Origin of the sequence: Brevibacterium sp. RIT 803 (assembly GCF_016892625.1) — a bacterium.
Classification (GTDB): domain Bacteria; phylum Actinomycetota; class Actinomycetes; order Actinomycetales; family Brevibacteriaceae; genus Brevibacterium.
In genome coordinates this window covers 421,631-446,287 of record NZ_JAFEMW010000003.1, presented here as the reverse complement: position 1 = coordinate 446,287, position 24,657 = coordinate 421,631, and the positions used below count along the sequence as shown (strand labels likewise).

General features: G+C 61.5%; 28 protein-coding genes and 1 pseudogene. 19 read left to right on the top strand and 10 right to left on the bottom strand.

From position 1 onward, the window contains the following. Window positions 1-66 precede the first annotated feature (66 nt). Both JTF07_RS12380 and JTF07_RS12375 read right to left on the bottom strand, forming a co-directional pair. Window positions 67-1,146 (bottom strand): NAD/NADP octopine/nopaline dehydrogenase family protein, encoded by a 1,080-nt coding sequence (locus JTF07_RS12380; protein ID WP_204234558.1) that lies wholly within the window; start codon window positions 1,144-1,146, stop codon window positions 67-69. Window positions 1,147-1,196: 50 nt separating this feature from the next. After that, on the bottom strand, window positions 1,197-2,774 hold the full coding sequence (locus JTF07_RS12375; protein ID WP_204234557.1) for an AbgT family transporter: 1,578 nt from the start codon (window positions 2,772-2,774) through the stop codon (window positions 1,197-1,199). Window positions 2,775-2,963: 189 nt separating this feature from the next. On the opposite strand from JTF07_RS12375, the gene JTF07_RS12370 reads away from it, so the two are divergent. Continuing rightward, window positions 2,964-3,626 (top strand): GntR family transcriptional regulator, encoded by a 663-nt coding sequence (locus tag JTF07_RS12370; RefSeq protein ID WP_204234556.1) that lies wholly within the window; start codon window positions 2,964-2,966, stop codon window positions 3,624-3,626. Window positions 3,627-3,647: 21 nt separating this feature from the next. Here the strand turns inward: JTF07_RS12370 and JTF07_RS12365 are convergent, their stop codons facing one another. After that, a complete protein-coding gene (locus JTF07_RS12365) occupies window positions 3,648-4,427 on the bottom strand; it encodes an SDR family NAD(P)-dependent oxidoreductase (protein WP_204234555.1) in 780 nt (259 codons plus the stop codon). 74 nt (window positions 4,428-4,501) lie between these two features. Here JTF07_RS12365 and JTF07_RS12360 point away from each other — a divergent pair, with 74 nt between their 5' ends. Next, window positions 4,502-5,452, top strand: a complete 951-nt coding sequence (locus tag JTF07_RS12360) for an AraC family transcriptional regulator (RefSeq protein WP_204234554.1) — start codon at window positions 4,502-4,504, stop codon at window positions 5,450-5,452. Between the two features lie 7 nt (window positions 5,453-5,459). On the opposite strand, the gene JTF07_RS12355 is transcribed toward JTF07_RS12360, so the two are convergent. Beyond that, window positions 5,460-6,047, bottom strand: a complete 588-nt coding sequence (locus tag JTF07_RS12355; protein WP_204234553.1) for a TetR/AcrR family transcriptional regulator — start codon at window positions 6,045-6,047, stop codon at window positions 5,460-5,462. Between the two features lie 94 nt (window positions 6,048-6,141). Between JTF07_RS12355 and JTF07_RS12350 the strand changes: the two genes are divergently transcribed. The 3 genes from JTF07_RS12350 to JTF07_RS12340 all read left to right on the top strand — a co-directional run bounded on the left by JTF07_RS12350 (window position 6,142) and on the right by JTF07_RS12340 (window position 8,708). Next, a complete protein-coding gene (locus JTF07_RS12350; RefSeq protein WP_204234552.1) occupies window positions 6,142-7,176 on the top strand; it encodes an NAD(P)-dependent alcohol dehydrogenase in 1,035 nt (344 codons plus the stop codon). Between the two features lie 17 nt (window positions 7,177-7,193). Then, on the top strand, window positions 7,194-7,778 hold the full coding sequence (locus tag JTF07_RS12345; RefSeq protein ID WP_204234551.1) for a YdeI/OmpD-associated family protein: 585 nt from the start codon (window positions 7,194-7,196) through the stop codon (window positions 7,776-7,778). An 87-nt stretch (window positions 7,779-7,865) separates the two neighbouring features. Beyond that, window positions 7,866-8,708 carry a PhzF family phenazine biosynthesis protein gene (locus tag JTF07_RS12340; RefSeq protein ID WP_252199768.1) on the top strand — a complete coding sequence of 281 codons (843 nt, stop codon included), beginning with the start codon at window positions 7,866-7,868 and terminating at the stop codon, window positions 8,706-8,708. 407 nt (window positions 8,709-9,115) lie between these two features. On the opposite strand, the gene JTF07_RS12335 is transcribed toward JTF07_RS12340, so the two are convergent. Then, complete coding sequence (locus tag JTF07_RS12335; RefSeq protein ID WP_204234549.1) at window positions 9,116-9,373, bottom strand: hypothetical protein; 258 nt, start codon at window positions 9,371-9,373, stop codon at window positions 9,116-9,118. Window positions 9,374-9,459: 86 nt separating this feature from the next. On the opposite strand from JTF07_RS12335, the gene JTF07_RS12330 reads away from it, so the two are divergent. Further along, window positions 9,460-9,639 carry a hypothetical protein gene (locus JTF07_RS12330; RefSeq protein ID WP_204234548.1) on the top strand — a complete coding sequence of 60 codons (180 nt, stop codon included), beginning with the start codon at window positions 9,460-9,462 and terminating at the stop codon, window positions 9,637-9,639. On the opposite strand, the gene JTF07_RS12325 is transcribed toward JTF07_RS12330, so the two are convergent. Together JTF07_RS12325 and JTF07_RS20365 are read right to left on the bottom strand one after the other, a co-directional pair. After that, window positions 9,630-10,163, bottom strand: a complete 534-nt coding sequence (locus JTF07_RS12325) for an IclR family transcriptional regulator (protein ID WP_252199802.1) — start codon at window positions 10,161-10,163, stop codon at window positions 9,630-9,632. The two genes, JTF07_RS12330 and JTF07_RS12325, sit on opposite strands and share 10 nt — an antisense overlap. Before the next feature lie 54 nt (window positions 10,164-10,217). Next, window positions 10,218-10,394: pseudogene (locus JTF07_RS20365) on the bottom strand (helix-turn-helix domain-containing protein); the annotation flags it as partial. Between the two features lie 160 nt (window positions 10,395-10,554). Here JTF07_RS20365 and JTF07_RS12320 point away from each other — a divergent pair. The 4 genes from JTF07_RS12320 (at window position 10,555) to JTF07_RS20885 (ending at window position 13,841) form a co-directional block, all read left to right on the top strand. Then, window positions 10,555-11,910, top strand: a complete 1,356-nt coding sequence (locus JTF07_RS12320; protein WP_252199767.1) for an RraA family protein — start codon at window positions 10,555-10,557, stop codon at window positions 11,908-11,910. 43 nt (window positions 11,911-11,953) lie between these two features. After that, complete coding sequence (locus JTF07_RS12315) at window positions 11,954-13,306, top strand: TRAP transporter large permease subunit (RefSeq protein WP_204234547.1); 1,353 nt, start codon at window positions 11,954-11,956, stop codon at window positions 13,304-13,306. Window position 13,307: 1 nt separating this feature from the next. After that, on the top strand, window positions 13,308-13,550 hold the full coding sequence (locus JTF07_RS12310) for a hypothetical protein (protein WP_204234546.1): 243 nt from the start codon (window positions 13,308-13,310) through the stop codon (window positions 13,548-13,550). Window positions 13,551-13,643: 93 nt separating this feature from the next. Then, a complete protein-coding gene (locus JTF07_RS20885; protein ID WP_204234545.1) occupies window positions 13,644-13,841 on the top strand; it encodes an Ldh family oxidoreductase in 198 nt (65 codons plus the stop codon). A gap of 4 nt (window positions 13,842-13,845) precedes the next feature. Here the strand turns inward: JTF07_RS20885 and JTF07_RS12300 are convergent, their stop codons facing one another. Next, on the bottom strand, window positions 13,846-16,893 hold the full coding sequence (locus JTF07_RS12300) for a DEAD/DEAH box helicase (RefSeq protein ID WP_204234544.1): 3,048 nt from the start codon (window positions 16,891-16,893) through the stop codon (window positions 13,846-13,848). 45 nt (window positions 16,894-16,938) lie between these two features. Between JTF07_RS12300 and JTF07_RS12295 the strand changes: the two genes are divergently transcribed. Further along, window positions 16,939-17,286, top strand: coding sequence for a biopolymer transporter Tol (locus tag JTF07_RS12295; RefSeq protein WP_252199766.1), 348 nt, complete (start codon window positions 16,939-16,941; stop codon window positions 17,284-17,286). Window positions 17,287-17,308: 22 nt separating this feature from the next. On the opposite strand, the gene JTF07_RS12290 is transcribed toward JTF07_RS12295, so the two are convergent. Then, window positions 17,309-17,479 carry a KOW domain-containing RNA-binding protein gene (locus JTF07_RS12290; RefSeq protein WP_167854093.1) on the bottom strand — a complete coding sequence of 57 codons (171 nt, stop codon included), beginning with the start codon at window positions 17,477-17,479 and terminating at the stop codon, window positions 17,309-17,311. A gap of 121 nt (window positions 17,480-17,600) precedes the next feature. Here JTF07_RS12290 and JTF07_RS12285 point away from each other — a divergent pair, with 121 nt between their 5' ends. The 7 genes from JTF07_RS12285 to JTF07_RS12255 all read left to right on the top strand — a co-directional run bounded on the left by JTF07_RS12285 (window position 17,601) and on the right by JTF07_RS12255 (window position 22,803). Further along, on the top strand, window positions 17,601-18,365 hold the full coding sequence (locus JTF07_RS12285) for a MerR family transcriptional regulator (RefSeq protein WP_204234543.1): 765 nt from the start codon (window positions 17,601-17,603) through the stop codon (window positions 18,363-18,365). A 93-nt stretch (window positions 18,366-18,458) separates the two neighbouring features. Beyond that, the gene (locus JTF07_RS12280; RefSeq protein ID WP_204234542.1) at window positions 18,459-19,073 is read left to right on the top strand and encodes a small multidrug efflux protein; all 615 of its coding nucleotides are present in this window, start codon (window positions 18,459-18,461) and stop codon (window positions 19,071-19,073) included. Between the two features lie 17 nt (window positions 19,074-19,090). Further along, window positions 19,091-19,501: a hypothetical protein gene (locus tag JTF07_RS12275; RefSeq protein WP_127362643.1), complete on the top strand. Its 411-nt coding sequence runs from the start codon at window positions 19,091-19,093 to the stop codon at window positions 19,499-19,501. Between the two features lie 5 nt (window positions 19,502-19,506). Then, on the top strand, window positions 19,507-20,139 hold the full coding sequence (locus JTF07_RS12270) for a homing endonuclease associated repeat-containing protein (protein ID WP_252199765.1): 633 nt from the start codon (window positions 19,507-19,509) through the stop codon (window positions 20,137-20,139). Window positions 20,140-20,369: 230 nt separating this feature from the next. Next, window positions 20,370-21,779 carry an MFS transporter gene (locus tag JTF07_RS12265; RefSeq protein ID WP_252199764.1) on the top strand — a complete coding sequence of 470 codons (1,410 nt, stop codon included), beginning with the start codon at window positions 20,370-20,372 and terminating at the stop codon, window positions 21,777-21,779. Further along, on the top strand, window positions 21,776-22,177 hold the full coding sequence (locus JTF07_RS12260; RefSeq protein ID WP_204234540.1) for a RidA family protein: 402 nt from the start codon (window positions 21,776-21,778) through the stop codon (window positions 22,175-22,177). Before JTF07_RS12265 ends, JTF07_RS12260 begins: the two co-directional genes overlap by 4 nt. Further along, window positions 22,174-22,803, top strand: coding sequence for an RraA family protein (locus tag JTF07_RS12255; RefSeq protein ID WP_213018807.1), 630 nt, complete (start codon window positions 22,174-22,176; stop codon window positions 22,801-22,803). Before JTF07_RS12260 ends, JTF07_RS12255 begins: the two co-directional genes overlap by 4 nt. A 4-nt stretch (window positions 22,804-22,807) precedes the next feature. Here JTF07_RS12255 and JTF07_RS12250 read toward each other — a convergent pair whose 3' ends face one another. After that, window positions 22,808-23,656 (bottom strand): MurR/RpiR family transcriptional regulator, encoded by an 849-nt coding sequence (locus JTF07_RS12250; protein WP_204234539.1) that lies wholly within the window; start codon window positions 23,654-23,656, stop codon window positions 22,808-22,810. 78 nt (window positions 23,657-23,734) lie between these two features. Between JTF07_RS12250 and JTF07_RS12245 the strand changes: the two genes are divergently transcribed. Further along, window positions 23,735-24,652 (top strand): ABC transporter substrate-binding protein, encoded by a 918-nt coding sequence (locus tag JTF07_RS12245; protein ID WP_204234538.1) that lies wholly within the window; start codon window positions 23,735-23,737, stop codon window positions 24,650-24,652. Window positions 24,653-24,657: the final 5 nt, after the last annotated feature.

Sequence of the window (24,657 nt, the reverse complement as noted above, 5' to 3'; positions counted from 1 at the left end):
CATTCGCGTGGAGGGCCGAACGGCTCTACGTCTGCCCGGCCCTTCCACGTTTTTGGCCCGAAAGGGTCAGCGCACTCCATTGCGGAAGACATCGAGTATGTCGTCCACCTCGGCGTCTGCGAGGCCGAGGGACTCTGCAGTGCGGCCGTTTGCAGAGAAATCGACCCCGCAGAGCACGCTGCTGATGGTGATGAAGCCATCGGTCAGCGGCATGGGTACACCGATCTGTCGGGCAATAGAACTCCAGATGACCAGTCCGAAGGGGATATCTTCCGTGAAGTACCGATGTGTCAGGGAGTCCGGTTCAGGAAACGCCTGTCGGCCGTATCCCTGTACGACTCTGTCGACGAACGAGCCTTCGCTGACTCCATAGGCATCGTCCAGGAACTGCCAGAATCCCGTGGTGTGAGTATGCAGCACTGTCGACAGCGAAAGTCGTTCCTGATCGAGAGCATCGATGGCTTCGGCGATTCTCGGGGTCACGAGCTCGTGCTGTGGCAGACGTTCGGCGTCTTCGACAGTCTTGAAGTTCAGGACTGCCGGCGGAACGTGATAGATCGGATTCGAATTGCTCAGGCCGACCGCCAAACTGTCAGCTGCCGGGCTGTAGTGTTCGCCGAAGAAGGGGACGAGGCGACCGATGACCTCCTGTGTCCTGCTGTTGGGAATGCTCGAAATGCCGATCGAGTCCTTCACTGCGCCGACGTAGACCTTGGCGGGCTCCTTGAGCCGGCACGTGTATAAGCTGGTCGCGCTCTCTGCGATCAGGCATGGTTGCCGGTCGGCCAGCGCGAAGTGGCGGGACAGCTCCACACCGCTGCCCAGAACTGTGGGTTGGAAGACGACGAGTTGATCGGGTTCCAGGGTGGAAGCGAGCGACTCGGAGAGGCCCGGGTGTGCGAACGCGGGTGCGGCGACCACAACCACATCGGCGTTCTCCGTAGCTGTGCCGATGTCGGTGGTGAGCAGGTCCGGTATGCCGATCCCGTTGATTTCGCCGAAGAGTTCGATTCCTCCTCGATCCCTGATCGGCTGAAACTCTTTGTCCCAGCGCGAGAACATCCGCACAGAATGTCCCAGCAATGCCATATGCCCGGCGATCGTCTGGCCAACGTTGCCCGCACCGATGACGGTGATTGTTCCCATTTGTGTTGTTTCCTTTCGAGAGTCTCTGTTGTCACGATTGAACGCATCCGTCATCGAACCGGCACCCCTGGCCCCAGGGGGATTCCGACGAGATACCAGATGACGAAGAAGATGGACCAGACGATGAGCACTGCCAAGGCCAGGGGCAGGGTGAAGGAGAGCATGGTCCCGACTCCGGCCCCCTTACGGAAGTGCTGGACATAGCCGAGAGCGAGGACGAAGTAGCCGTTGAGCGGCGTCAGGCAGTTGGTGACCGAATCGCCGATCATGAACGCGACCATTGCCGATTCCGGCCGCATTCCGATGTACATGACGAGCGGAACTACGACGGGAGCGAGGATCGACCACATCGCGGAGCCGCTGGTGATCAGCATGTTGAGAACGCAGATGGCAAGAACGATGATGAGCAGCAGAACCAGATGCGGAGCGTTGAGCTGTTTGAACAGCGCGGCACCGTTGACGCTGATGACCGACCCAATGTTCGTCCACTCGAAATACGCGAGGAACTGGGAGACGACGAAGAAGAGCACGAGGACTGGCGCCAAGGTTCGGATGCCTTCGGCCATTGCCGGAGGAACATCGCCGAGGTGGGGGATCGATCGTGTGATCCGCCCGTACACGATGCCGAGCAGGGCGAAGACCAGCGAAATGAAGATGGCGATGTTCTTGAGCACGGGCGACTGAATGATGCTTCCGCCTTCTCCGCGAAACGGCGAGCCCGGCATGAGTATCAACGCGATCCCGACGGCTGCGACGACGAAGACGACAGCGGACACGATGAGGCCCCGACGCTCCTCAGCGCTCAGCTCGACGGATTCATGGTTGGTGGACTCCGTATTGAACAGTTTGTCCGAGACTCGGAAGTCACTTGAGAGGCGTTCGGGTGAGAACTCAGGACGGCGGCTGAGCACTTTGTCGACGACGACGGCGATGGTGATCGACAGCACCACTGACGACGCGGCCGTGAAAAAGTAGGTGGCGAACGGTGTGACGACATAGTCCTTGTCGACAATGTGGGACGCCGCCATCGACAGTGAAGCGCGAATGGCGTCCGAGGGTGTGACGAGCGGACTCGCATTGAAACCGACGGCTGTGGCCGCATAGGCGACCATGAGACCGAGCAACGGACTCCGTCCGGCAGCGCGGAAGGCCAGGGCACCCAATGGGATCATCACGAGGTACGCAGAATCCGACATGACGTGCGCAATCATCGAGGCGAAGGCGATCGAGAAGGTCAGCCAAGCTTTCGGAAGCCTGCCCACCGTCACACGCAGCAGAGCAGTCAGCAAGCCGCTGCGCTCTGCGACGCTGACGCCGAGCAACACGACGACGATCATGGCCAATGGCGGGAACGTCGCGTAGTTCGTCAGGGCGTTCTCGATGGCGAAGAGTGCTCCATCGATTGAGAAGAGGTTGTTGACCGCGACTGTCTCTCCGTCAACGGGCAGAGTCACCGACACTCCGAGTCCTGCCAGGATCGCACTCGTCGTTCCGAGCGCCAGGCAGAGAATGACGAACAGCCAGAACGGATGCGGAAGCTTGTTCCCTGCCCGCTCGATCGAAGTCAGAATGCGATAGAAGCGATTGTCTGGGTTGGCAACCGCGTGGTCTTCCGTGGTGGCTGTCATTCGATGCCTTTCAGGTGAGGCGATGTGCACTTCATTGTGTGAGGCCCTCTCAGGCGCAATATCAGTATCGTGTATCCGTAAAGTATCCGTCTGATATATAACAAGGATGCTAGAGTGGCACCGATCGGAAGTCAACTTGTTCTTCGGTAGGACGAGTCTCAGCACAGTGATCTGAAAGGTTGTTCGGCGGTGACAAAGACTTCAATGGCCGACCAGGCCTACGCGCAGTTGAAGAGAGACATCGTGAAAACGACGCTGCGTCCTGGCACCATGATCTCGGATTCGGCGATCGCCGAAGAATACGAGATGAGTCGCACTCCGGTTCGGGAAGCGATCAACAGCCTGCGTCGTGAGGGTCTAGTCGTGGTCATGCCTCGACGGGGCACGTTCATCAAGCCGATCGACTTCAGCGAGATTCAGGATCTCTACGCCCTGCGCAAGATGGTCGAACCGGAAGCGGCCGTTCTTGCTTCGGAGCGCGCCTCGTCGGCTGAACTCGAAGATCTGGCGGAGTTGAGCGATCTGAGCATCGACCCGTCAGTCGAGAAACACGTGCTCAATGAGCGCAACGGGCAGCTCCACGTCCGGATCGCCGAACTGTCCGGTGTTCCTGTGCTTGCGAAAACCGTGCGCTCGATCCATGAGGAGATCGAACGCTGCCTCAACCTGCGCAAGGAGCTGGGACGACCCTACAAAGCGGTCAATCACGGCCGCTTGGTCGACGCCATCGAAGGCCGTGATCCCGACGTCATCCGCAATACCGCATTGCAGGGCATCGAACGTGCACGATCACATATGATGACAGTTCTCACCAGTCACTCGGGCTCTGCTTCAGCCCTGTACCAGGAGTGATGGCAAGCGTTCAGCTGCCGATCACCACGGCACCGTGCCTTCGTCGCTGGTGAACGTTCCGGTCGGTCCGTCGGTCCCGCGCAGTGCCACGGCGACGATATGGGCCGCACCCTGTTCGACAGTCTTCGTTCCCTGGAAATCATTGAGTGCAGTCGACGTCATTCCCGGGTCGACGGTGTTGACCGGAATGCCCTCGGGTTCGAGCGCTGTGGCGAAGGCCAGAGAGACCGCGTGCAGGGCGGTCTTGGTCACGGAGTAGAGGCCGAACATCCGCCGATGCGGGTTCTCGGGATCGGCATTCGCCGCCAATGATCCGCCGCCGCTGCCGACGTTGACCACGCGTGATCCGGGTGCGGAGCGCAGCAGAGGAAGGAGAGCCTGGGTGAGCGCAATGACTCCGAAGACGTTGATCTCGTACATGTCCCGCACTGACTCAAGCGGCGCATTGGTCAGCAGTCCGGAGCGGGCTCTCTCAGGCAGCGGTGTGCTGCGATCTCCGAGGAACGACACTCCAGCATTGTTCACCAGCAGATCGAGGCGCCCGAACTCCGACTCGATGCGCTCTGCGGCCGCAATGACGGAGTCTTGGTCGGTGACGTCGAGCTGGAGGGCGATGGTGCCGGCGCCGATCTCAGCAGCGGCCTCACGCCCGCTCGTCTCGTTACGGGACCCGAGGAAGACGGTGAAGCCAGCGGCTGCAAGATCCTTGGCGACCTGCAGCCCGATTCCTCTGTTCGCGCCGCTGATGAGAGCGACTGGCTGTGATGTGGTCGGTGATGGGGCAGTGGTTTCTGTATTCATGTCTCCTACTCTGCCTGGTTCTTTTCGTACCTGGAATAATGCAGAGTCCGCAAATCATGCTCTATAGTTCAGGCATGGCCGGCGATCATCTCTCGGAAGTGCTTGACCTCATTTCGGTGCGCGGCGTCGTCTCTGGCGGTGCTGCCGCCAGTGGACGATGGTCTGCCGAGTCGCCCGTCCATGAAGAGCTGAGATTCTGCGCGATCGTCCGCGGCCGGGCCACGCTGATGACCGATGGCATCGAGGAGCCGATCGCGTTGGCCGAGGGTGAGGTGGCGATCCTCAATGCCCGGTCATGGTTGTCCCTGCGCGGGGGCGCCGGTGACGGTCCGCTGACCCGGGTGGCGCAGCCGGCGAACGCAGAGATCGCTCGCCTCGACGTGCCTGACCCTGAGAATTCGGACATCTTCATCGGCGGACGAATCGACCTTGATTCCGCCGGCCATGAGTTCCTGTTTGATGCGCTGCCGCCTGTGGCCCACATCCGCACTTCCTCCCCATCGTCCTCTCGCGTGAGCGGTACTATCGATCGCCTCTTCGAGGAGATCTCCGCGAAGCGACCCGGCGCGGACTTCGCTGTGCGTGAGTGCAGCCAACTGCTCATCCTTGACGTATTGCGGGCGTTTTCCGATCACGCCGTCGTCCCGTCGGGGTGGCTGAGGCTGCTGGGAGACGATCGGCTGAAGCCTGCTCTCGACCTCATCCATGAACGCCCCGAGGTGGCTTGGGGGCTCAACGACCTCGCCCGAGCCTCAGCGATGTCTCGCACGGCCTTCGCGGTTCGCTTCCGCGAGGTCGCGGGCATGCCGCCGCTGACCTACCTCGTGCGGTGGCGGATGCTCTTGGCCAAGCGCGAACTACAGTCAGCCGACTCGAGGATGAAACTGCTCGCACTCAAGCTCGGGTACTCCTCGGAGAGTTCCTTCAGTTCCGCATTCAAGCGCAATGTGGGCGAATCTCCTCATCGGTATCGGACGCGCATCCTTGCTCAGCAGGCTCCGAAAGGGACTGCCGCCCGCGTCTGACCATGCGTCAATGGGGTCTCATGGCCTGGGAGACGCACTCGCGCAGCAACCTCCGGCGGGAGGAGTGTACCTCGTCGGGTTCACTGCTGTCGGCGGCGTAGACGTTGCTCACCGGTGACCACGCCATGGACATCGCGATGACCATCGCCATGATGTCGAAGGGGTCACCGTCCCGGACCTGCCCCGCCTTCTGAGCAGCGGCGATGGCCGAGAGTTTGTGGTCATCATAGTCATCGTGGGCTTCGGTGAGGTGACCCGTGGGTCGTCGCTCCAATCGCGTCCAGGTGGCCAGTCGGATGAGGTCGGGGCGACGGAGGTATTCGTCGTAGAGGCGCACGGCCCAATCGGCGAGGTCCTCGGCGTCGATGGGCACCGTATTGGTGATGCTGTCGAGGGAGTCGAGGAAGATGGCGTCGAAGAGCTGGCCCTTGTCGCCGAAGTAGGAGTAAAGCTGAGCCTTGTTCGTCCGTGCGGCCGAAACAATCCGGTCGACGCGGGCCCCGGCGATGCCGTGCTGGGCGAACTCCTCGGTAGCGGCGTCGAGGATGCGCTGGTAGGTCGCTGCCCCGCGGGGGGTCTGGGGTTGTTCGGGCATGCAAACACAGTATCAAACAGACCAGTTGGTTTGCTTCGTCAGGAGGGTGGCAGTACGCTAAATAGACCAAATGGTCTATTTAGGGAGATCTGTGATGCGAACGACCACTGGATGGCAGGCGACTGGCTCCTCGGAATTGATTGCTGGCCTGCTGGAGCGGCGCGAACTGCGCCGGGATGACATCGCTGTGAGGGTTGACTACTGCGGGCTCTGCCACAGCGACCTGCAGGCACTGCGTGACCATGATGGTCACTCGCGCCTCGTTCCGGGGCACGAGTTCACCGGCGTCGTCACCGAGGTTGGGCTCGACGTGGCAGCCTTCTCCGTCGGCGACAATGTCGCGGTGGGCAATATCGTCGATTCCTGCGGTCAGTGCCCCATGTGCAGGGCAGGACAGGAGAACTTCTGCCACGAATTTCCCACCCTGACCTATGGCGGGAAGGATCGTGTCGACGGATCGACAACCCTGGGCGGGTTCTCGCGGGAGTGCGTTGTCCGCGAAGACTTCGCCTACCGACTTCCCGAGGGGCTGGATCCAGCCGCGGCGGCACCGCTGATGTGCGCGGGCATCACCGTCTGGGAGCCACTGCGCGCGTTGGATGTCGGGCCGGGTGTACGTGTTGCCGTGGTCGGGCTCGGCGGCCTCGGCCATCTCGCAGTCAAGCTCGCAGTCGCACTCGGCGCCACCGCGACCGTGATCAGCCGCACCTCGGACAAGGCCGACGACGCCCGCCGACTCGGCGCGCATGGGTTCATCGTCTCCACCGATTCTGCGCAGATGACGGCGGCGCGGGAGAGCTTCGACGTCGTCATCGACACCGTTTCGGCACCACACGACATCGCGCCCTATCTCAAGCTGCTCGGGCTGGACGGGGCCCTCAGTGTCCTCGGCTACCTGGGCGCGCTCACCGTAGAGGTCACCGACCTGCTCATCGGTCGAAAGAAGCTCAGTTCCGCAGGCAGCGGAGGTCGACCTTCGACCGCTGAAATGCTGCAGTTCTGTGCCGACAAGGGGGTCGTCCCCGACGTCGAGGTGCTGCCGTCTTCACAGGTCGACACGGCGCTTGAACGACTCGCAGCAAACGACGTGCGGTACCGATTCGTCCTGGACCTGTCCGACCTGGATTGACCTGACAGGATGGAGCCATGACCGAGCACCCCCAGCACCACCCGCTCATCCTCGCCGATACTGCCGAGTGGCGAGACTGGCTGGCGCGCAATGACCGCACGTCAGACGGCGTGTGGTTGCTGCTGGCAAAGAAGAACGTCACCACGCCGACATCTCTGAGCTACCAGGAAGCTCTCGAAGAAGCCCTGTGCAGCGGTTGGATCGACGGACAACGCCGAAAATTCGACGACACGACATTCGTCCAGCGCTTCACTCCCCGCCGCTCCCGCTCGAACTGGTCGAAGCGCAATGTTGAGATCGTCCAACGCCTGATCGAGGACCGACGAATGCGGGAGCGTGGCGGCACCGAGGTTGCTGCTGCCAAGGCGGATGGACGCTGGGCCAATGCGTACCTTGGGCAGGCGCAGGTGACCGTTCCCGATGATCTTCGCGATGCTCTCTCCAGGGCGCCGACCGCCCGCGCCGCGTTCGATCGGTTCACTCGTGCAGAGCGGTACTCAGCGATGCTGCCGATCCTCACTGCACGCAGCGATGAGACCAGGGCCAGGATCATCGCTCGACTCGTCGACCGCCTCGGCGAGTTCGACCAGCGACAGGGGTGAGGGTGGATTGACTCCGCCCAGAACAACGAGCTCGGTGACCATCACTAAAGGCTGTCTGCCTGCCGGGAGATGGGTAGGCTTGCTCCTATGATTCGTGGATTTCGTCAAGTGGATGTCTTCGGTACCCAGCCGTGCACGGGTAACCCGGTCGCCGTGGTGCTCGACGCCGCAGGAATCGATGACGAGAGCCTGCGCCGGTTTTCGATCTGGTCGAATCTGTCCGAGTGCACTTTTGTTCTGCCGCCGACAGAGCCAGGTGCTGACTACCGGGTCCGCATCTTCAGTCTGAGTACCGAACTGCCCTTTGCCGGGCATCCGACATTGGGCACTGCCCGAGCCTGGTTGGACTCCGGCGGAGTTCCATCGACTCCTGGAGTCCTCATTCAGGAATGTGGGGCTGGGCTGGTGCCAATTCGCGTCGAGGAGGATCTGCTTGCCTTCACGCCCCCGCCTCGCCTGCGGTCTGGTCCAGTTGACTCAACGATGATGTCTGCATTGAACGACATTCTCGGCATCGACGGCCGCCACGTGATTGATTCCGAGTGGCTCGATAACGGCCCCGGCTGGGTCGGGGTTCTTCTCGACAGCGCACAGACCGTACTCGACTTGCGCCCCGACGCATCCGCGCATCCGGGACGGTGGGATATCGGTGTGATCGGAGCCCACGAGTCAGGTGCCGAGGCGGCATTCGAGGTTCGCGCCTTCTTCACCGAAGGCGATGAACCGTTGCGCGAGGACCCGGTCACGGGAAGTCTCAACGCTGCGGCCGCGGAATGGCTGATCGCCACCGACCGTGCCTCCGCTCCTTATATTGCTGCTCAGGGCACAGCGATGGGCCGTGACGGTCGCGTCCACATCAGTTACGACGATGGCCGACTGTGGGTGGGAGGTCGTACTGAGGTTGTCCTGTCTGGAACCATTGACTTGTGACTAGTGGGGCGCGACGCGACTGGCCCGCTTAGAGAGACCCGTCCACTCGAACGAGGCTCAGACCTTTCGGCCCCGGTGGTTCTCCTCCGACAACTCAACATACGCTAGGTGCTGGTCTGCCGAATAGCAGACGACCTTGCCTTTGTGATTCTTGGTTTTCCTGAGGATCCCTGCCACGGCGAGCTCGACGAGAGCCCGATGGGCAGCAGCGCGAGAGACTCCGTGCTCGACCGCCGCCGAATCGATGGTGATCACCGGCTCTCGAGCTAAGCAGTCGAGGATTTTGAGGATGACCGAACCGGCCCTTGGGTGGATCGGTGACTTGCCGATTTCGCGACGGCGAAGGGATGGATCGTTTCGAACTGAGCATGGGCGATTGCGGCGCGGATGACCGGATTGCCCTCGATTCACGACGAGGAGATGCTTTCGGACCGGATAAGCAGATGGTTGAGGTAGGTGCTGCCCGACGCGCTGATTCGTTCGTCGAGTCGAGCGAGGACGACCGCCGCCTCCTCGGCTGCATGCTGTGCTTTGGCGCCGAGTTCTGGGAGCGTGATGGCAAGCTCATCGGGCAGATATGCGCGGTACGTGCCTGAGGCTCTGTCCTTCTCGCTCAGCTCGGCTGGGTTCGGAGGTGTCCAGCGGAGTTCGACGGTGTAGGGCATGGGGCGACCACACGCTCCGAAATGGCTGAGCCCGGCTGCGGTTTAGCGCACATCAACTACTGATGACGTCGCAATGAGGAGTGATTGTGGAATTTGAAGAGCGGTTGTCCGTTTTGGCGGCGAAGATTCGGAATCAGCGGGATGCAATTCAGACCGAAATGGGCGCACCGCTCTTCGTTGCTCTTACCATCTCCTTCATCGGTGCGGTGGTCTCGGTCTTTGCCTCATGCTTGGCCCGAGGCGGAACCCGCCGTTCTCACATTTGAGAAGTGATCCTCTGACTGGCCTGCATCAAAGTCGATTTGTGTTCGACGATTCCTGAGTTGCCGGTCGTCCAGGAGTCGGCGACGAGGTTGATTGAGCCCAGCAGCTCATTGTCTGGCGCCCAGATGGGTGCGGTGATGCTGAGGCTTCCACGCCTGCGTTCGGATTCCGAGATGAAGACCCCGGTTTCGCGGATAACCTCGAGGTCGGCGAGGAGGGCGTCAAGATCCTGCAGTCGACCGTTCTCGAATTGAATGGGCTCATAGTCTGCGAGAAGTCGTTGTCGATCCGCTTCCTCGGCGTGGGCCAACAGCACCTTCCCGCCGCCGACGAACAATCCGAGTAGCTGTCCGACGGGAAACTGATAGCTGAGGGGGTTTGGTGCCTCAATGCGGGCAACAAGTACCCGCCTGTCCCCGGTGCGCACGAAGACGGATGAAGTCAGTGAGGTATGCGAGGTCAGCTCCGAAAGGACACTCGGGGCGAGCAGGGCTAAGCGGTCTTGCACCACAAAGGTGTGCGACATTGGCAGCACGCGCGGTCCCAAGGTGTATCCCGATGTGGAATTCTTCAGATAGTCACGCTTTACCAGCTGGGCAACAACGCGTTGTGTCGTTGCCAGGTGCAGTCCAGTAGTGCGCGAAATGTGCGTCAGGCTGACTGGAGCATGCGTGTCGGTGACGCATTCGAGCACGTCCAAGGCTCGATCTAGAGTTCGTCCCTGATTGCTCTTCGGCTCCAAGTTTCTCGCCCCCATGTGACTAGTGGTTATGGCCAACCCTCAGTTTGGCAGAGTTCGTGGCGCCAAAGCCTTACACGGCTCGGAAACGGCGGGCTTGACAGAGTGCATGACCTTGCGCACAATGATCGAGACACTTATTCAGTGATATACACTATCACCCAATGATAGGAGCGCAATGATGCGAGTGGCAGTTCTCGGGCTTGGCGAGGCTGGTTTCAAGTATTCGAGGGCCTTTGCTGAGGCAGGACATGAGGTGGCGGGCTTCGACCCTCGTGACCTGGAGACAGCTGCTGGTGTGGTCAAGGCGGCCAGTGTGGTCGAAGCAGTCAGCGGAGCCGACCTAGTTCTGGGCCTGACCACGTCTCGCCCGTCTGTGTCGGTGGCGGCCGAGGCTTCCGCTTCATTGGCAGGCGACTCTGTCTACATCGATATGAATGCGGCCTCGCCACACCGGAAACGTGAAGTCCAGAATGCATTGGGTGCTGATGCGAAATTCGTCGACGGGGCAGTCATCGGATCGGTGCAGCGATTTGGTGCTCAGGTTCATGTTCTGCTTTCGGGCGCTCACTCTGATGAAGCTGCTGAGAAGCTGAAAGCCATCGGGGCAGAGGCCGAATCGATCCGCGGGCAGGTCGGCGACGCTTCTCGGCGGAAGCTACTGCGCAGCGTCTTCATGAAGGGGCTCGGTGCATTGCTCACCGAAGCCATGCGGGCCGGCGAAGAGACCGGAGAAGTCGAATGGATGCGCACCCAGATCGCCGGTGAACTGGTGCAGGGAGGCGAGACTCTTGACCGGCTCCTCAGCGGCACACGGACTCATGCCTATCGACGCTCAGTCGAGCTCGGGGATAGCGTCGACCTCCTCTCGGGGCTTGAACACCCGTGGCCCATGACAGTGGCTGCGCGCGCCGTCCACCTCAGCCTCGCCGCAGACACCGAGGGGCCCCTTGCTGATCAGCTGGCGGCCGTTCCCACCTCAGCGCTCGGTGATGCTGGAGATCGTCTTGGCTTCCTCAACTCGTCGGTGAAGCCGATGTGGAAGAGTCCGCCCCTGGCAGGCAGAGCTTTCACCGTGCAGACCCGGCCAGGTGACAATCAGGCAATCCACCGGGCTCTTCCTCTGACTGCCCCGGGTGATGTCCTCGTCGTCGCCGGAGGCGGTTACAGCGAACGCGCACTCATCGGAGAGCTCATCGCTGAACGCGCCCACATCCGCGGGATCGCAGGAATGATCATCGACGGTGCCATCCGTGACGTAAAAGAGATCGAAGAGATCGGCTTCCCCGTTTGGGCGACAGGAGTCTCACCGGCCGGACCGTACAAATCGGGCCCTGGTCGACTCCGGGAAACCATCGCAGTTGCCGGAGCCGTCTGCCGCCATGGCGACTACGTCGTGGCTGATGCCGATGGAGTGCTCGTCGTTCCCGCGATTGCTGCCGAGAAGATACTCGCCGACGGTCTGGCTGTCGTCGACGATGAGAGACGGCGCCAAACGGAGATGCGTTCAGAGCAATCCCTCTCCAACAACTAGTCGGAATCCCACCACACCACTGATCTGAAAGGGGAGGACAACGATGCCTCTCGCCCTTATCGCCCTAGCGGTGTTCATCGCGGTCATCGTGATCTGGAACGTCGTCGTCAAGAGAAATATGGCCGAGGCGATGCTGCTCGGTTTCGTGGTCACTTTGTTCTTCGCCGGAGCCGATGCACCGCAGTATGCCGTGAATGCCTTCGTCGAGGCCTCCGAGAACGAGGTCCTTTACGCGGCAGTTGCCTTTGTATTCATGACCTACTTCGTGGAGAAGACCGGCGTCATGGACAAGCTTATCGGCATCCTCTCGTCCCTACTGGGGCGACTCCCCGGCGGGCCCGCCTATGTCGACACCTTCGCCTCGGGTGCAATGGGTGCTGTAGCCGGCGGATCGAACACCGGAAATGCTGCGGCATCCGGTTCCATCACCGGACCATGGATGGTCCGAACCGGCTGGAAGAAAGAACGCGCTGCCACGGTCATTGCAGGCAACGCAGGACTCGGTTCTGCACTTCCTCCCAGTGCCTCGATGATCATCATGATCGGATTCGCCGGTACCTTGGTCACGACGTCGCAGGTGTACCTGGCGCTTCTCGTAGCCGGTTCCTACCAGGTAATCTTCCGAATCCTGCTGACTGGATGGTTCGTCCATCGAGACGGAATCACAGCCGAGAAGGGCACCGACCACGTCCCTGCTCGTGTTGCGCTGAGCCGGGGTTGGACGTCAGCGCTCATCTTCCTCGGCGCAATCATTCCGATCGCCATCTCGGTTGGTCCGGTCGCTGATCTACTTGCTGCGGCTCCTTCTCTGGGTGATTCGATGGAGAATATCTCACTCATCATGTGGATACCTGTCCTCATCATCGGAATCAGCGCCTCTGTCGCTTGGAAGCAGCTGCCCAAGACTCCCCGACAATGGTGGATGTTCATGGAAGGGTCGGTTCCGAAGTTCTACACAATCGGCGCGATCCTCTTCTTCGCTATTGCGGCTTCGGAAGTCCTGGCGTCGTTGGGCCTGGACACCGACGTCAACAATGTCCTCGCCGCGATGAATCTGCCACTCTGGCTGTTGGTCACATTGATCGGCCTGTTGATCGTCGTTGTTGCAGGCCCTCTGTCGTCGAGCGCGACATTGAGCGCGGTGGGTCAGGTGGCACTGTTTGGAATGGTCGGAGCGGGAGTCGATCCACTTCTCGCGGTCATAGCCATCCTCGTTTTCGCTTCGACAGAGGGCGCGTCGCCACCAGCCTCGGGGTCGATCTTCGTAGCCTGCGGCATCACCGGCGCTCGGCCGGAGAAGACCTTCATCCCCCTGGTTGTCTATTACGTTGTCCCGTTCTTCATCCTCGGCGTGCTCATCGCGCTGGGCATCGTTCCTGTCCCAATGGGAGGCTGACATGAGAAACACATTGCGAATCATCCTGCTGCCACTGTTCATTCTGGCGATGATTGCGTTCTTGGTCATCGCCTTCGCCCTGGTCTTCACTCAGGTCATCGGGCTCGTGACTGCACAAGGTCAGTGGATCGACGGCGCCTACGAGGCTCTGGCTCGCCCCAGCATCATCGCGGCCATCATTGTCGGGCTGTCTGGCTACGCCTACTACACCACGATCGACAAAGGGGACGTTGCCGACGATTGATCAAGTTCGTGATATCGATCAATTCAAATCAACGGCACGGGCCTTTCCCTCACGGGAACTTTTCACCCGTGAACGACTCGTAAGGAGATCAGGGTGGTCAGGGTTTCCGTCGACAGGCTTTGGCAGTACGCAGCGACAGTCTTGGTTCGGGCCGGCATGTCTGCATCCAACGCCGGGATCGTCGCTGATGTGTTGTCCAGCGCCGACCGAACGGGCATCGGCTCCCATGGGATGACGAGATTAGCCAACCATGTGGAGCACGTCGATATTCAATCATTGCTCGGGCGCTGAGTCCCTATCCCTCCAGCAGCTCCCGGATATCCTCGGCCGTCACCGTCTGGCTGAAGGCCTGCCCGTTTGGACTGCGACCCTCGAAGGCCCCGCCGTCGGTCATGAGGGAGTCGAAGAGTTCTGCCTTCTTCTTCTGCAGGGCGAGGACCTTCTCCTCGATCGTGCCCTCGGCAACGTAGCGGTAGACCATGACGTTCTTCGTCTGCCCGATCCGGTGGGCTCGGTCTATCGCCTGATTCTCCGTCGCAGGATTCCACCACGGGTCCATGAGGAAGACATAGTCGGCTTCGGTGAGATTGAGGCCGAACCCGCCAGCCTTGAGGCTGATGAGGAACACTGGTGCCTTACCGGTCCGGAACTCTTCGACGACTCTGCCCCGGTTCCTGGTGGAGCCGTCGAGGACGACGTAGGGAATGCCTCGGTGATCGAGGTCTTCAGCGATCATGGTCAGGAACGACGTGAACTGGCTGAACACGATCGAGCGGTGACCTTCGGCAACGACATCCTCGAGTCGTTCCATCAGGGCCGCAAGCTTGCTCGACGGTACGCCTTCGTGTTCACCGTCGACGATGCGCGGATCCAGGGCCAGCATGCGCAGAAGAGTCAGTGAACGGAAGACGATGAAGCGCTGCTTATCGTACTCGCTGTCGATGAAGCCGAGGATCTTCTTCCGCTCCTTCTGCAGCACCCGATCGTAGAGCTTGCGATGAGCGGCATTGAGCTCGACATTGATGACCTGCTCCTGCTTCTCGGGCAGATCCGCAGCAACGAGATCCTTGTTCCGGCGCAGCATGAACGGTCGGATCCGCTTCTGCAGACGCTTCAATCGACCGGGGTCCTCACCCACTTCGATGGGCCGCACATACTCCTTCTCGAAACGGTGGGCGCTGGGGAACAGCCCTGGTGCTGTGATGGCGAACAGCGACCACACATCGCGCAGAGAATTCTCCATCGGAGTGCCCGTCAGCGCCAGGCGGAACGGTGCGTTGACCGACTTCGCCGCCTGATGGACCTGAGAGGAGCTGTTCTTCACGAACTGCGCCTCATCGAGGACGAACCCAGCCCATTTGAGGGCAGAGATGGGGTCTTCGTCCAGGCGCAGCATCGCATAGGACATGATGATGACATCGGCACCGGCGACCACCTCGGCGAGGGCGGTCTTCCTCTTCTGCGTCGACTCGGACACGACACGAACGTCGAGGTCAGGGGTGAACTTCGCGGCTTCCTTCGCCCAATTGTCGACCACCGAGGTGGGGGCGACGACGAGGAACGGAAGCTCTGCCTGCGCATGAACGATCAACGCCAGAGTCTGCAGAGTCTTGCCCAGTCCCATATCGTCGGCCAGAATCCCGCCGAGGTGGCACCTGTACAGCAGTGCCAACCACCGGAAACCCTGTACCTGATAGGGGCGCATGGTGACCCCGCCCAGATGTGGCACCTGGGTGGCAGGCAGGTGGTCGAGGTCGAGCAGTGCCTGTGCGGACTCCTGCCAAGACTGGGCCGGAAGCGTCTCATCGGCGATTTCCTCGAACTCCGACCACAGCCCCACGTGCAGGCGAGTGATCTTCGGGGACTCCGGCTCCCACTCGGGGATGAGGTCTGCTTCAGCCAGGAGCGCTTTGAGCTTGTCGAAGGCGGGCTTGTTCAGCGACAGAAAAGTGTTGTCGACGAGCTTGATCTTCTTCGTCCCCGCAGCCAGGGCCTTGTAGAGCTTGACGAAGGGGATGGGTTTGCCGTCGATGGTGATCTGGAATCCCAGGTCGAACCAGTCGTTCTTCTCCGATTCGACCGAGGTGATCGTGATGTTGGGCTCCCCGCCGAGCTCGCGATAGGGCTGCTTCTTCCCGCGCGTGATGACCTTGACGTGGTCGATCTCTTCAAGCCCAGGCAGGACATTGACGACGAAGTCCGCAGTGTCGGCGTCCGTGAGTTCCATGTCGCGGGGGTGGCCGGGCGGTTGAGTCTCGGCGAGGATCGATTCGACCTGGGCAAGGACACGGGCTTCGTGTTCGAGATCGCGGTTGTCGCGGAGGTTTGGTGTCGGGGCCGTTGCAGTGCTTCGACCGGCTGCGTTGCTGCGGATGGCGGAGGTGCCGAGCTTCGACAGCGGTACCACGGGCAGAGTCCGTCTGGGTCCCGAGTACTCCCAGTACCATTGCAGACTCAGGTGGTCCTTCGCCCCGAACGCCATGAAGAGGACCAGCCGCGGGTCGCTGAACTGGGGAAATTTCACGGTCTCATCTGTGCTGACAACCTCGGCAGAGGTGCGCAGCAGCGGATAGTACTCCTCGAAGAACTCCTCGGACTCGCTGCCCGGAATCGTGATCGGACCGGGTGAGGCGAAGACGGTCAGTGCGGACTGCGCCGTCGGCTTCGACGCCGGCGCCAGCGTCACGGCAAAGCCCGAATCCAGGTCGACGCCGAAGAACCCATGCGTCCAGATCGGCTTAGTCAGGCCCGGGGAGAATTCGCGTTCATCAATCGTCACCCGCGGCTGCACCCGCAGCTGGTTCTTCACCCGATTGACGTCGATGATGGCCTTCGCCTCGCGTCCGATGTGCACGTGCATGCCCTGATTGACGCCGACGAGTTCGATCCCGATATCGGTGGCCTGAGCGAACATGTCCCACAGCAGCGGAGTATGGAAGTCGCCGAGGTTGTACGGCGCACCATCGGGTGTGAAGTCGGTTTTGTCCCGGGTGCGCAAGCCCGCGAGCTGAGTGAACCATTCCTGGTGACGGGGGTCGACGTTGAATTGCCTGGCCATGCGATCGATGGTGCGCCACGTGAGGGACTTCTTCACCCAGTTACCTGATTCGCTGAGGATCAGGGGGCGGATCGCCAGGCTGGGATCCGTGCCGGGGGAGACCGCTTGCTTCTCCAGAACCACAGAGTGCTTCGGTTCGAACCACGTCCGGGCCACCACCTCGACGAGTTCGAATCCCAGGGCCACTGGCGTGTACTCCTGCGGGGCCGCCTCGGTGAGGGAGGCGAAGGCGTCGCGCCAGCCGGCGGTGGCGGCGTCGGAGGACGCGGTGGGATTCTCAGGCACCGTGCCATCTTCTCATTGCCCACGGACACATCACGTGGACACTCGATGTGGACACAGTCGTTCGAGAAGAACAGACTGTTGATCATGGGCCAGGATGGGGAGCGTGAGTACAGCGACGAGCAGAAGTGGATGGTCATCAAGGGCCGAAAATGGCGCAGAACCGATCCGGAACTGCCTGAGGAGATGGTTGCAGAACTGAAAAGCCATCTCGGCACAGCGCGGAACGCTGTCCGCACCGCACAGAAGACGGGAATGGACGAGGATGTCAGTGCTGCCCGAAATCGAGTTTCCATCGCCAAGCACGGACTTGGGGAACGGGGTGACTATTGGTGGCAGATGGACGTGGACAAGCGAATTGCGCGCGCTGAGGAATCCTTGGCCCGTCTGCGGTGAGGACCGTGGAGCGGTGCGTGCGTCAGGGATTGAACAGTTCGATCTCGTCCGGGCCGTAGTAGTCCTGTGCCCCGGCGCCAGTCCGCACGAGGTACTTTCCGGTCTTCTCATAGAGGTAGACGACGGTGCCGACACTGTGTGCCATTGCTCCGGAGGTGACCTGGACGGTATCGCCGATATTGAACTCAGTCATGGTTCAGTCTAAACATGCCGACTCGAGGAAGAGGCCAATACACTGGACTCAGTCAGGCAATGATGAGGCACCGACGACGCGGCGGCGAGGGGAACGGCTAGTGGGGTGGAGCACCAGTGAGTTGGCGGAGCTGACCGGAACGACGGTCAACACGATTCGGCACTATCACAAGCTCGATCTGCTCGCGGACCCCGAGCGGATGAGCAACGGGTACAAACAGTACGGGCCCTCACATGTGCTCAGGCTCCTGCAGATCCGACGACTGCGCGAACTCGGAATCCCCCTGGCCGACATCAGCTCCGTTGAAGACGACCACGAAGCGCAGCAGCTCGCGCTCAAGCGGCTCGACGTCGAACTCGGGGAGAACATCGCCGAGTTGGAGAAGGCTCGTGAACAGATCGCGAAGCTGCTGCAACACGGCGCCCCAATCGACACCGCCTCAGAATTCATCGACATTGCGGCCACGATGTCCAGCCCCGATCGCAGCCTGATGTCCCTCTACTCGCGTCTCTACGATGAGGCGACGATGGCTGAGATGAAGACGATCATGACCGCGACGACTCCCTATGACCGAGAAGTCGATGACCTCGCCGAGGATGCCGATGACGCCACTCGCGCGAGGCTGGCCGAAGCGATTGCGCCAAGTATGAAGGAGCATCTGGAGACCAACCCCTGGCTGCTCGCCCCGCACCACGGGATGCGCGGAGACGTCGCCATGGGGCAATCGGCCATCATCGGATCGATCACCGAGCTCTACAACGAGGCCCAGATCGACGTCATGCAACGAGCCTTCCTCCAGGTGTACCCGACCTTGGACGTGGCGGAAGAGCACCGTGAGCGTTTTGCCGCCTTCATCAAAGCCCGCATAGCCGAGGAATCCGGCTGAGGATTTCCTGAGTTCAGTCCTCCGGACTTGACCCTGTTCTGAGAACACAGTTTCCACTGGTAGTAATCAATCGGACTACTTCCAGAGGACATCATGAACACCGCCATCACCTTCTTCCAAGACCTCGCCTCCCACGTCCCTGACCTCTTGCAGCCGCTGATCATCGCGCTCGCCGGCGCAGTGCCCTTCGTCGAAGGGGAGGTCTCTGCCGTCATCGGCGTGTGGGCCGGACTCAACCCGATCGTCGCGGGCCTCGCCGGGGCCATCGGCAACTTCGTCTGCGTCACCGTCATCGTGTTGCTCGGTGCCCGGGCACGCAGGGCCGTGGTTACTCGCCGGAGCCGAACACCGGAGAGCGTTCCCGTTGGTGTCGGAGGGCCCGGAACAGTCATTGCCGACGAAAGCGCAATTGCCGATTCGAGCACAACGGCGGAGGGCGAAGCGAGGTTCCTCGACCAGCCACCTGTCGAAAAGAAGCCCGAATCGAAGGGTCGCATCAAGTTCAAACGCTTCCTCAACCGCTTCGGAGTCCCGGGTGCGAGCCTGCTCGGCCCCCTGGCCATCCCCACCCAGATCACCTCGACGATCCTGGTCAGCGCAGGCGTCAAAACCTCCTGGATCCTGCTGTGGCAAGGGATCGCCATCGTCGCTTGGACGACCCTGACCACGCTCATCGCCATCGGAGCACTCGGCCTCATCACCGGTTGAACAAGAAAGGAAGAGTCATGACCACCGCATACCGACACAGGAAGGCCCTCACCTATTCGGCCCTGATCCTCGTAGCCACCGGACTCCCGTTCGTCATGCCGTTCTCTGCCACGCTGCTTGGCTGGGCACTCGAAGTGCCGATGCGCCTGGCCTTCTCCGAGTCGCTGCTGGCCACCCTCGGCGTCTTCCTCGCCTGGTTCGTCATCTCCCGGCTCATCGACGTCATCCTCGATGGCAGCGACATCGGCGGCACGCTGACCGGACGTTTGGTCTCGGCCGGTGCCTCGATGGTGCTCCTGGGCGGCGGTTACTTCCTCATCGTCGACTCCGCGCTCGCCTCACTGCTCATGGCCGTCACTGTCTGCGGACTGCTGTTCGCGCTGAGTTTCGCCATCGACCGTGGAATCGGTGCATCCCACGTAAGATGAAGTCGATGAATGATTCCGCCGCCGATAGGTCCCACACCGCCGCCCCCGCACTCATCGGGGCGCTGCTTCACCTTGCCGCGATCGACGCGGGCCTTCGCTCGGCCACGTCATCTGCGCTGAGTCCCGAGGACAGCGAGATCCTCACCGAGGTGGAAGCTGCCCTGCGTAATCAGACGTTGAGCGGGCGAGGCGTGGACGATGCCCTCGCCGAGGTGGCCGGATCCATCGCCAGCGTGCGCAGCTCTGCCAGCCCGGTGCCGCTGACCGCAGTGAAATACGAGAGGCAGCGCACTGCCGTCCTCGGCCAGCTTGGCGTGGTCTCGAGCAAGGGCGCGAGCGTGTGGCCGCCGACGAGTCAGACCGCCGTCCAGCGCTTCGGTTCCTGGAACGAGGCGCTCAAGGCCGCGGGGCTGGCGAGGAGCTCGGTCGGTCGCGCAAAGGGTCAGCTGCGCTTTGATGAGGCTGCCTACGATCAGGCAATTGCCACGTTCGTCGCTGACTGCGACGACCGTGATCTCGGTGCCACCTACAAGGCCTACGGCGAATACGCCGCCGAACACAAGGGTGAAGTGCCCTCGGCCGCGGCGGTGCGGAAGTTCTACGGAAGCTGGAACGCAGCGCTCGCCTCGGCGGGGTGAGCCACCGGTCGCCATCGGCTACCCGAACCTGCAAAAGCGCGGCGCAGGTGGAGTGGTCGTGCAGGTTCGGGTAGCTGGTGGCACAAGGACCGCCCAACAGCGCAAATGTGCAAATACACAATTCTGAGTCCCACCTCGGTGTGAAATTTCATTGTCGCCGAAGTGCGCACAGGGAAGAGTGATGACAGTCACTTTCAACTCTGTTCATCTGCACTCCGGGAGGCACCACCATGAGTTCGCCCACTCGCACCGACGACGGATCCGTCGACAACTCGGGCACCGAAACAGCCGCCAGCGCTCGCCTCGATCGCGCGAAGATGCGCAAGATCGCGACCGCCAGCGTCATCGGCACCACCGTGGAATGGTACGACCTGTTCCTCTTCGGCACCGCCTCGGCGCTGGTGTTCAACCAGGTGTTCTTCCCCGAGCTTTCACCGGCTTTGGGTACGATCCTCGCGTTCCTCACCTTCGCCGCCGCCTACCTGGCGCGCACGGTGGGAGCGGTCCTGTTCGGACACTTCGGCGACCGCCTCGGACGCAAGTCGATGCTGCTCGTCTCCCTCCTCGTCATGGGTGGTGCGACCCTGGCCATCGGCTTGGTCCCCGACTTCAACACGATCGGCATCGCCGCACCGTTCATCCTGCTCACCCTGCGCATCATCCAAGGGCTGGCACTCGGTGGCGAATGGGGCGGAGCGGTTCTCATGACCGTCGAACACGCACCCGAGGAGCGTCGAGGCTGGTACGGGTCGATGGTCCAGGTGGGAGTCCCCGTGGGTACGCTGCTGGCCAACCTCGCCTTCCTCATCGTCACCGGTCTCGTGTCCGAGGAAGCGCTCATCTCCTGGGGCTGGAGGGTTCCGTTCATCGCCTCCGTGCTGCTTGTCGCCGTCGGCATCTACATCCGCCTCAACATCGAAGAGACCCCGAGCTTCCAGCAGGTCCGCGAACAGGGGGCGAAGGCCAAACTGCCCTTCGCTCACCTCATGCGCCACTACTGGAAGCCCGTCATCTTGGGCGGCATCGCCACCCTGTCGACCGGGTCGACCTTCACGCTCATGGTCGCCTCCGGCGTCAACTACGGCACCCAGGAGAAGGGGCTGTCGAGCAACTTCATGCTCTGGGTCGTCCTCGTCGCCTGCATCGTCGGACTCATCTTCATCCCGGTCTTCGGCCGCCTCTCCGACACGGTCGGACGCCGCCCGATCATCGCCGCAGGAATCGCCGGCGAAGTGATCCTCGCCTTTCCGTTCTTCTGGCTCATCAACACCGGAAACGCCGCCGCAGTCTTCCTCGCCTACGGGCTGATGATGATCGCATTCTGCGCGAACTACGGTCCGATCGCGACCTTCCTCGCCGAGCTCTTCGGCGCGAAGATCCGCTACTCCGGGCTGTCCGTGTCGTACATGCTCTCGGGCCTGCTGGGCTCGGCCATCACCCCCGCGATCACCGTGTGGCTGCTCGACGTCACCGGCAAGTCCGACTCGATGGCCTGGTACATCGCCGGCTCCGCGGTCCTGTCCCTCATCGCCCTGTACCTGCTCACCGAAAACCGTCTGCAGAGCATCGACCAGGCGGATACCGCTGAGGCGAGAGTCGACAGCGCCACGTCCGCCGAGGTGGAGGTGGAGAACCGATGATCCGTCACATCGAGACCGCGCCGGGGCTGGCCCCGAGCATCGGTCCGTACTCACAGGCCGTGGTCGCCAACGGGTTCGTCTTCACCACCGGGCAGGTGCCCTTCGGCGCCGACGGTGTCACCCCAGAGGCGTTCGAAGACCAAGTGAGAACGTGTCTGGCCAACCTGCGATCGGTTCTCGACGAGGCGGGCAGCGGGATTGACCGGGTCGTCAAGGTCAACGCCTACCTGACCGCACCCGAACAGCGGGAGCCGTTCAACCGTGTCTATGCCGAATTCTTCAGTGAGGCGAAGCCGGCGCGGACCACCGTGTGCGTCTCGATCTGGGACATCTCCCTCGAGGTCGAATGCGTGGCGGTCCTGGGAGACTTGCCCGAAGCCAAGGGTGGGGCTGCATGAGCGCTGCGATCCCCGCTGAAGTGATCGAGGCACTCCGGGAGGTCGAGCTGCCGACGCTCGGTCACTTCCTCGAGGACGGTTTCTGCTCTCCGCGCATGGTCCCGATCAACGAAGGACCGCAGATGGTCGGCAGGGCTCGAACTCTGGATCTGCGCGAACCCGATGCGCTCGCCGTCAATCGGGCACTGCACGGACTGAACCCAGGTGACGTCCTCGTCATCCGGGTCGCGAGTGGTATCCACGCCCCGGTCGGGGCGGTCACTGCGGCTGCAGCGATCGCGAAGGGTGCCGCAGGCATCGTCGTCGACGGCCCCGCCACCGACTCCGAGGTGCTGCGGATCGTGCAGGACAAGCTTCCGGTCTTCGCCACAGGGTTGATCGCACGGACGACGAAACGCACTGGCAGCCTCGGCGATGACGCCCTCGATTGTGAGGTCGACATCGACGGCGTCACGGTGAAGCCGGGCGATCTGGTGCTCGGCGATCGTCAGGGTGTCCTGATTCTTCCGCCTGCAGGGCCAGGCAGTGAGGTGCTGCAGGCGGCGTTGGCCTCCGATCGTGGAGAGCCGGCGCTGTTGGCGAGGATCGCGGCGGGGGAGGATCTGCGGGAGCTGCTGCCGGGGTAGGTGTTCAGAGACGTTCGCGTCGTTCGACCATCTCGTTGTAGGCATCCATCGAGCTTGAGGAACTGCGGTTGGCGACATCGTGGGCAAGCGAATACGCAACGACCAGCGGTGCCATGATGTTCTCCGTGTCGGTGAGAACGGTGCTCGGTGTTGCCAGCACGAGCGAATCGTCGTTTGCGAACGAGGTGTCGACGATCTCCGTGACAAGGATCGTTCGAATGCTGCGGTCCTTCGCATAGGCGAAGATCTCCTTGATCTCCGGGAAGACACGCAGCGGCGCGAAGAGCACAATACAGTCGTTGGCTCCAAGAGAAGTCACGAACGGTGCCAAAGAGCGGCCCGTGTGCCGGTTGGCCTGAGCCTTGAAGCCGAATGTTCGCATGTGATGAGCGAAGATCTCGGCGAGATGTCCTGCTTCCTCGACACCGTAGGTGAAGGTTTCGGACGCCCCTGCCAGCGCTCCCACCGCCTCATCCCAGACGGTCCGGTCGATCGTCGTGGTCGCTTCATCCAGGGTGGTGATCGAATCCTCAATCACCGACATCAGACTGTTGCGTCCCGCTTGGCGAGCGCTCACCCGGCGCCCGATGAGCTTGCGAGGTTCCGTGCCGGTGTCGCTGAGCTCGTCGGCGAGGGCCTGCTTGAGCTCGGGAAAACCTGCATATCCCAAAGACTGGGCCGTTCGAATCACCGAGGCGGTGCTGACCCCGACCTTGCTCGCTATGAGACTCGTCGAGGAAGTAAGCGTCATAGTGGCGTTCTGCCGAAAATATCGGGCTGCCTTGAGCTGATTTGGCGTCAGCGCTCCGGCGAGCCGGGTGACTCGGGTCGAAAAGGATTCCGATGTAACCATTGATACACGCGCCGTTCTTGATGTATGTTCTACTACATTACCCGGTGAGCAACGGTGCCCACCAGCCGAGGAGGTACCTTGAAACTACCGTCGATTACCCTCAAGCGTCAGCTTTCGGTGGGATCGATCATTGTCCTCTCCGGTATTCTGCTCAGTTCCTGTGGCATCGGCGTGGAAGACAATCCGGTGCCGAAACAGACCTTTGACGTCAGTGCAGACAAAGAGCTCGTCCGTGACCTCCCTGATTCGATCGAGGACAAGGGGAAACTGAACATCGCCGTTGCAGTGGGAAGCGCACCCGACGTATTTCAAGATGAATTCGGCAACCTGGTGGGATGGGAGGTCGATGTGGCCAAAGCTGCGACGGACAAGCTCGACCTGAACCCGGAATTCTCCGAGATCAGCTTCGATTCGATCATCCCCGGGCTGCAAGCTCAGCGCTACGACATTGCCTTCGGTCAGATCGGCATCACGAACGAACGGATGAAGAAGATCGATCAGGTGGCGACAGGGCTGGGCAATCAGGCCTTCGCTGCACCCAGCGACTCCGACACCGTGGTCCCGGACATCAGCGCACTCTGCGGAATGGCAATCGGCATCACACGCGGCTCCCGCCAACAGGAATTCGCCGAGGCACAGACGAAGAAGTGCACCACCGAAGGCAAAGAGCCCATTGCAATCCAGGTCTACGACGATGGGACGAAGGCCAATCTTGCCATGCTCAGCGGCCGCGCCGACGTCAGCTGGAGCGGTTCGACGTCGATGAACTACTTCGTCAAGGTCAGCAAGGGCAAAGCCGACATCGTGGGCCACCATCTTCAGCCGTATCCATTGGGTGGGGCGCTGTCGAAGGACTCCGAATTCTCCCAGTCCTACGCTGACGCTGTGAACGCCCTGATCGAGGACGGAACCTACGAAAAGATCATGAACAAGTGGGGAATCCCAGACAGCATCATCGATGAGGCTGTCGTCAATCCCAAGGTAAAGGACCAGTAGGCGCC

What these genes read in the sequence shown, in the direction of transcription:
- JTF07_RS12380 (WP_204234558.1), bottom strand. Translation starts at nt 1,146, where the DNA reads ATGGGAACAATCACCGTCATCGGTGCGGGCAACGTTGGCCAGACGATC.
- JTF07_RS12375 (WP_204234557.1), bottom strand. Translation starts at nt 2,774, where the DNA reads ATGACAGCCACCACGGAAGACCACGCGGTTGCCAACCCAGACAATCGC.
- JTF07_RS12365 (WP_204234555.1), bottom strand. Translation starts at nt 4,427, where the DNA reads ATGAATACAGAAACCACTGCCCCATCACCGACCACATCACAGCCAGTC.
- JTF07_RS12360 (WP_204234554.1), top strand. Translation starts at nt 4,502, where the DNA reads ATGGCCGGCGATCATCTCTCGGAAGTGCTTGACCTCATTTCGGTGCGC.
- JTF07_RS12355 (WP_204234553.1), bottom strand. Translation starts at nt 6,047, where the DNA reads ATGCCCGAACAACCCCAGACCCCCCGCGGGGCAGCGACCTACCAGCGC.
- JTF07_RS12350 (WP_204234552.1), top strand. Translation starts at nt 6,142, where the DNA reads ATGCGAACGACCACTGGATGGCAGGCGACTGGCTCCTCGGAATTGATT.
- JTF07_RS12345 (WP_204234551.1), top strand. Translation starts at nt 7,194, where the DNA reads ATGACCGAGCACCCCCAGCACCACCCGCTCATCCTCGCCGATACTGCC.
- JTF07_RS12340 (WP_252199768.1), top strand. Translation starts at nt 7,866, where the DNA reads ATGATTCGTGGATTTCGTCAAGTGGATGTCTTCGGTACCCAGCCGTGC.
- JTF07_RS12335 (WP_204234549.1), bottom strand. Translation starts at nt 9,373, where the DNA reads ATGCCCTACACCGTCGAACTCCGCTGGACACCTCCGAACCCAGCCGAG.
- JTF07_RS12325 (WP_252199802.1), bottom strand. Translation starts at nt 10,163, where the DNA reads ATGTCGCACACCTTTGTGGTGCAAGACCGCTTAGCCCTGCTCGCCCCG.
- JTF07_RS12320 (WP_252199767.1), top strand. Translation starts at nt 10,555, where the DNA reads ATGATGCGAGTGGCAGTTCTCGGGCTTGGCGAGGCTGGTTTCAAGTAT.
- JTF07_RS12315 (WP_204234547.1), top strand. Translation starts at nt 11,954, where the DNA reads ATGCCTCTCGCCCTTATCGCCCTAGCGGTGTTCATCGCGGTCATCGTG.
- JTF07_RS12310 (WP_204234546.1), top strand. Translation starts at nt 13,308, where the DNA reads ATGAGAAACACATTGCGAATCATCCTGCTGCCACTGTTCATTCTGGCG.
- JTF07_RS12295 (WP_252199766.1), top strand. Translation starts at nt 16,939, where the DNA reads ATGTGGACACAGTCGTTCGAGAAGAACAGACTGTTGATCATGGGCCAG.
- JTF07_RS12290 (WP_167854093.1), bottom strand. Translation starts at nt 17,479, where the DNA reads ATGACTGAGTTCAATATCGGCGATACCGTCCAGGTCACCTCCGGAGCA.
- JTF07_RS12280 (WP_204234542.1), top strand. Translation starts at nt 18,459, where the DNA reads ATGAACACCGCCATCACCTTCTTCCAAGACCTCGCCTCCCACGTCCCT.
- JTF07_RS12275 (WP_127362643.1), top strand. Translation starts at nt 19,091, where the DNA reads ATGACCACCGCATACCGACACAGGAAGGCCCTCACCTATTCGGCCCTG.
- JTF07_RS12270 (WP_252199765.1), top strand. Translation starts at nt 19,507, where the DNA reads ATGAATGATTCCGCCGCCGATAGGTCCCACACCGCCGCCCCCGCACTC.
- JTF07_RS12265 (WP_252199764.1), top strand. Translation starts at nt 20,370, where the DNA reads ATGAGTTCGCCCACTCGCACCGACGACGGATCCGTCGACAACTCGGGC.
- JTF07_RS12260 (WP_204234540.1), top strand. Translation starts at nt 21,776, where the DNA reads ATGATCCGTCACATCGAGACCGCGCCGGGGCTGGCCCCGAGCATCGGT.
- JTF07_RS12255 (WP_213018807.1), top strand. Translation starts at nt 22,174, where the DNA reads ATGAGCGCTGCGATCCCCGCTGAAGTGATCGAGGCACTCCGGGAGGTC.
- JTF07_RS12250 (WP_204234539.1), bottom strand. Translation starts at nt 23,656, where the DNA reads ATGGTTACATCGGAATCCTTTTCGACCCGAGTCACCCGGCTCGCCGGA.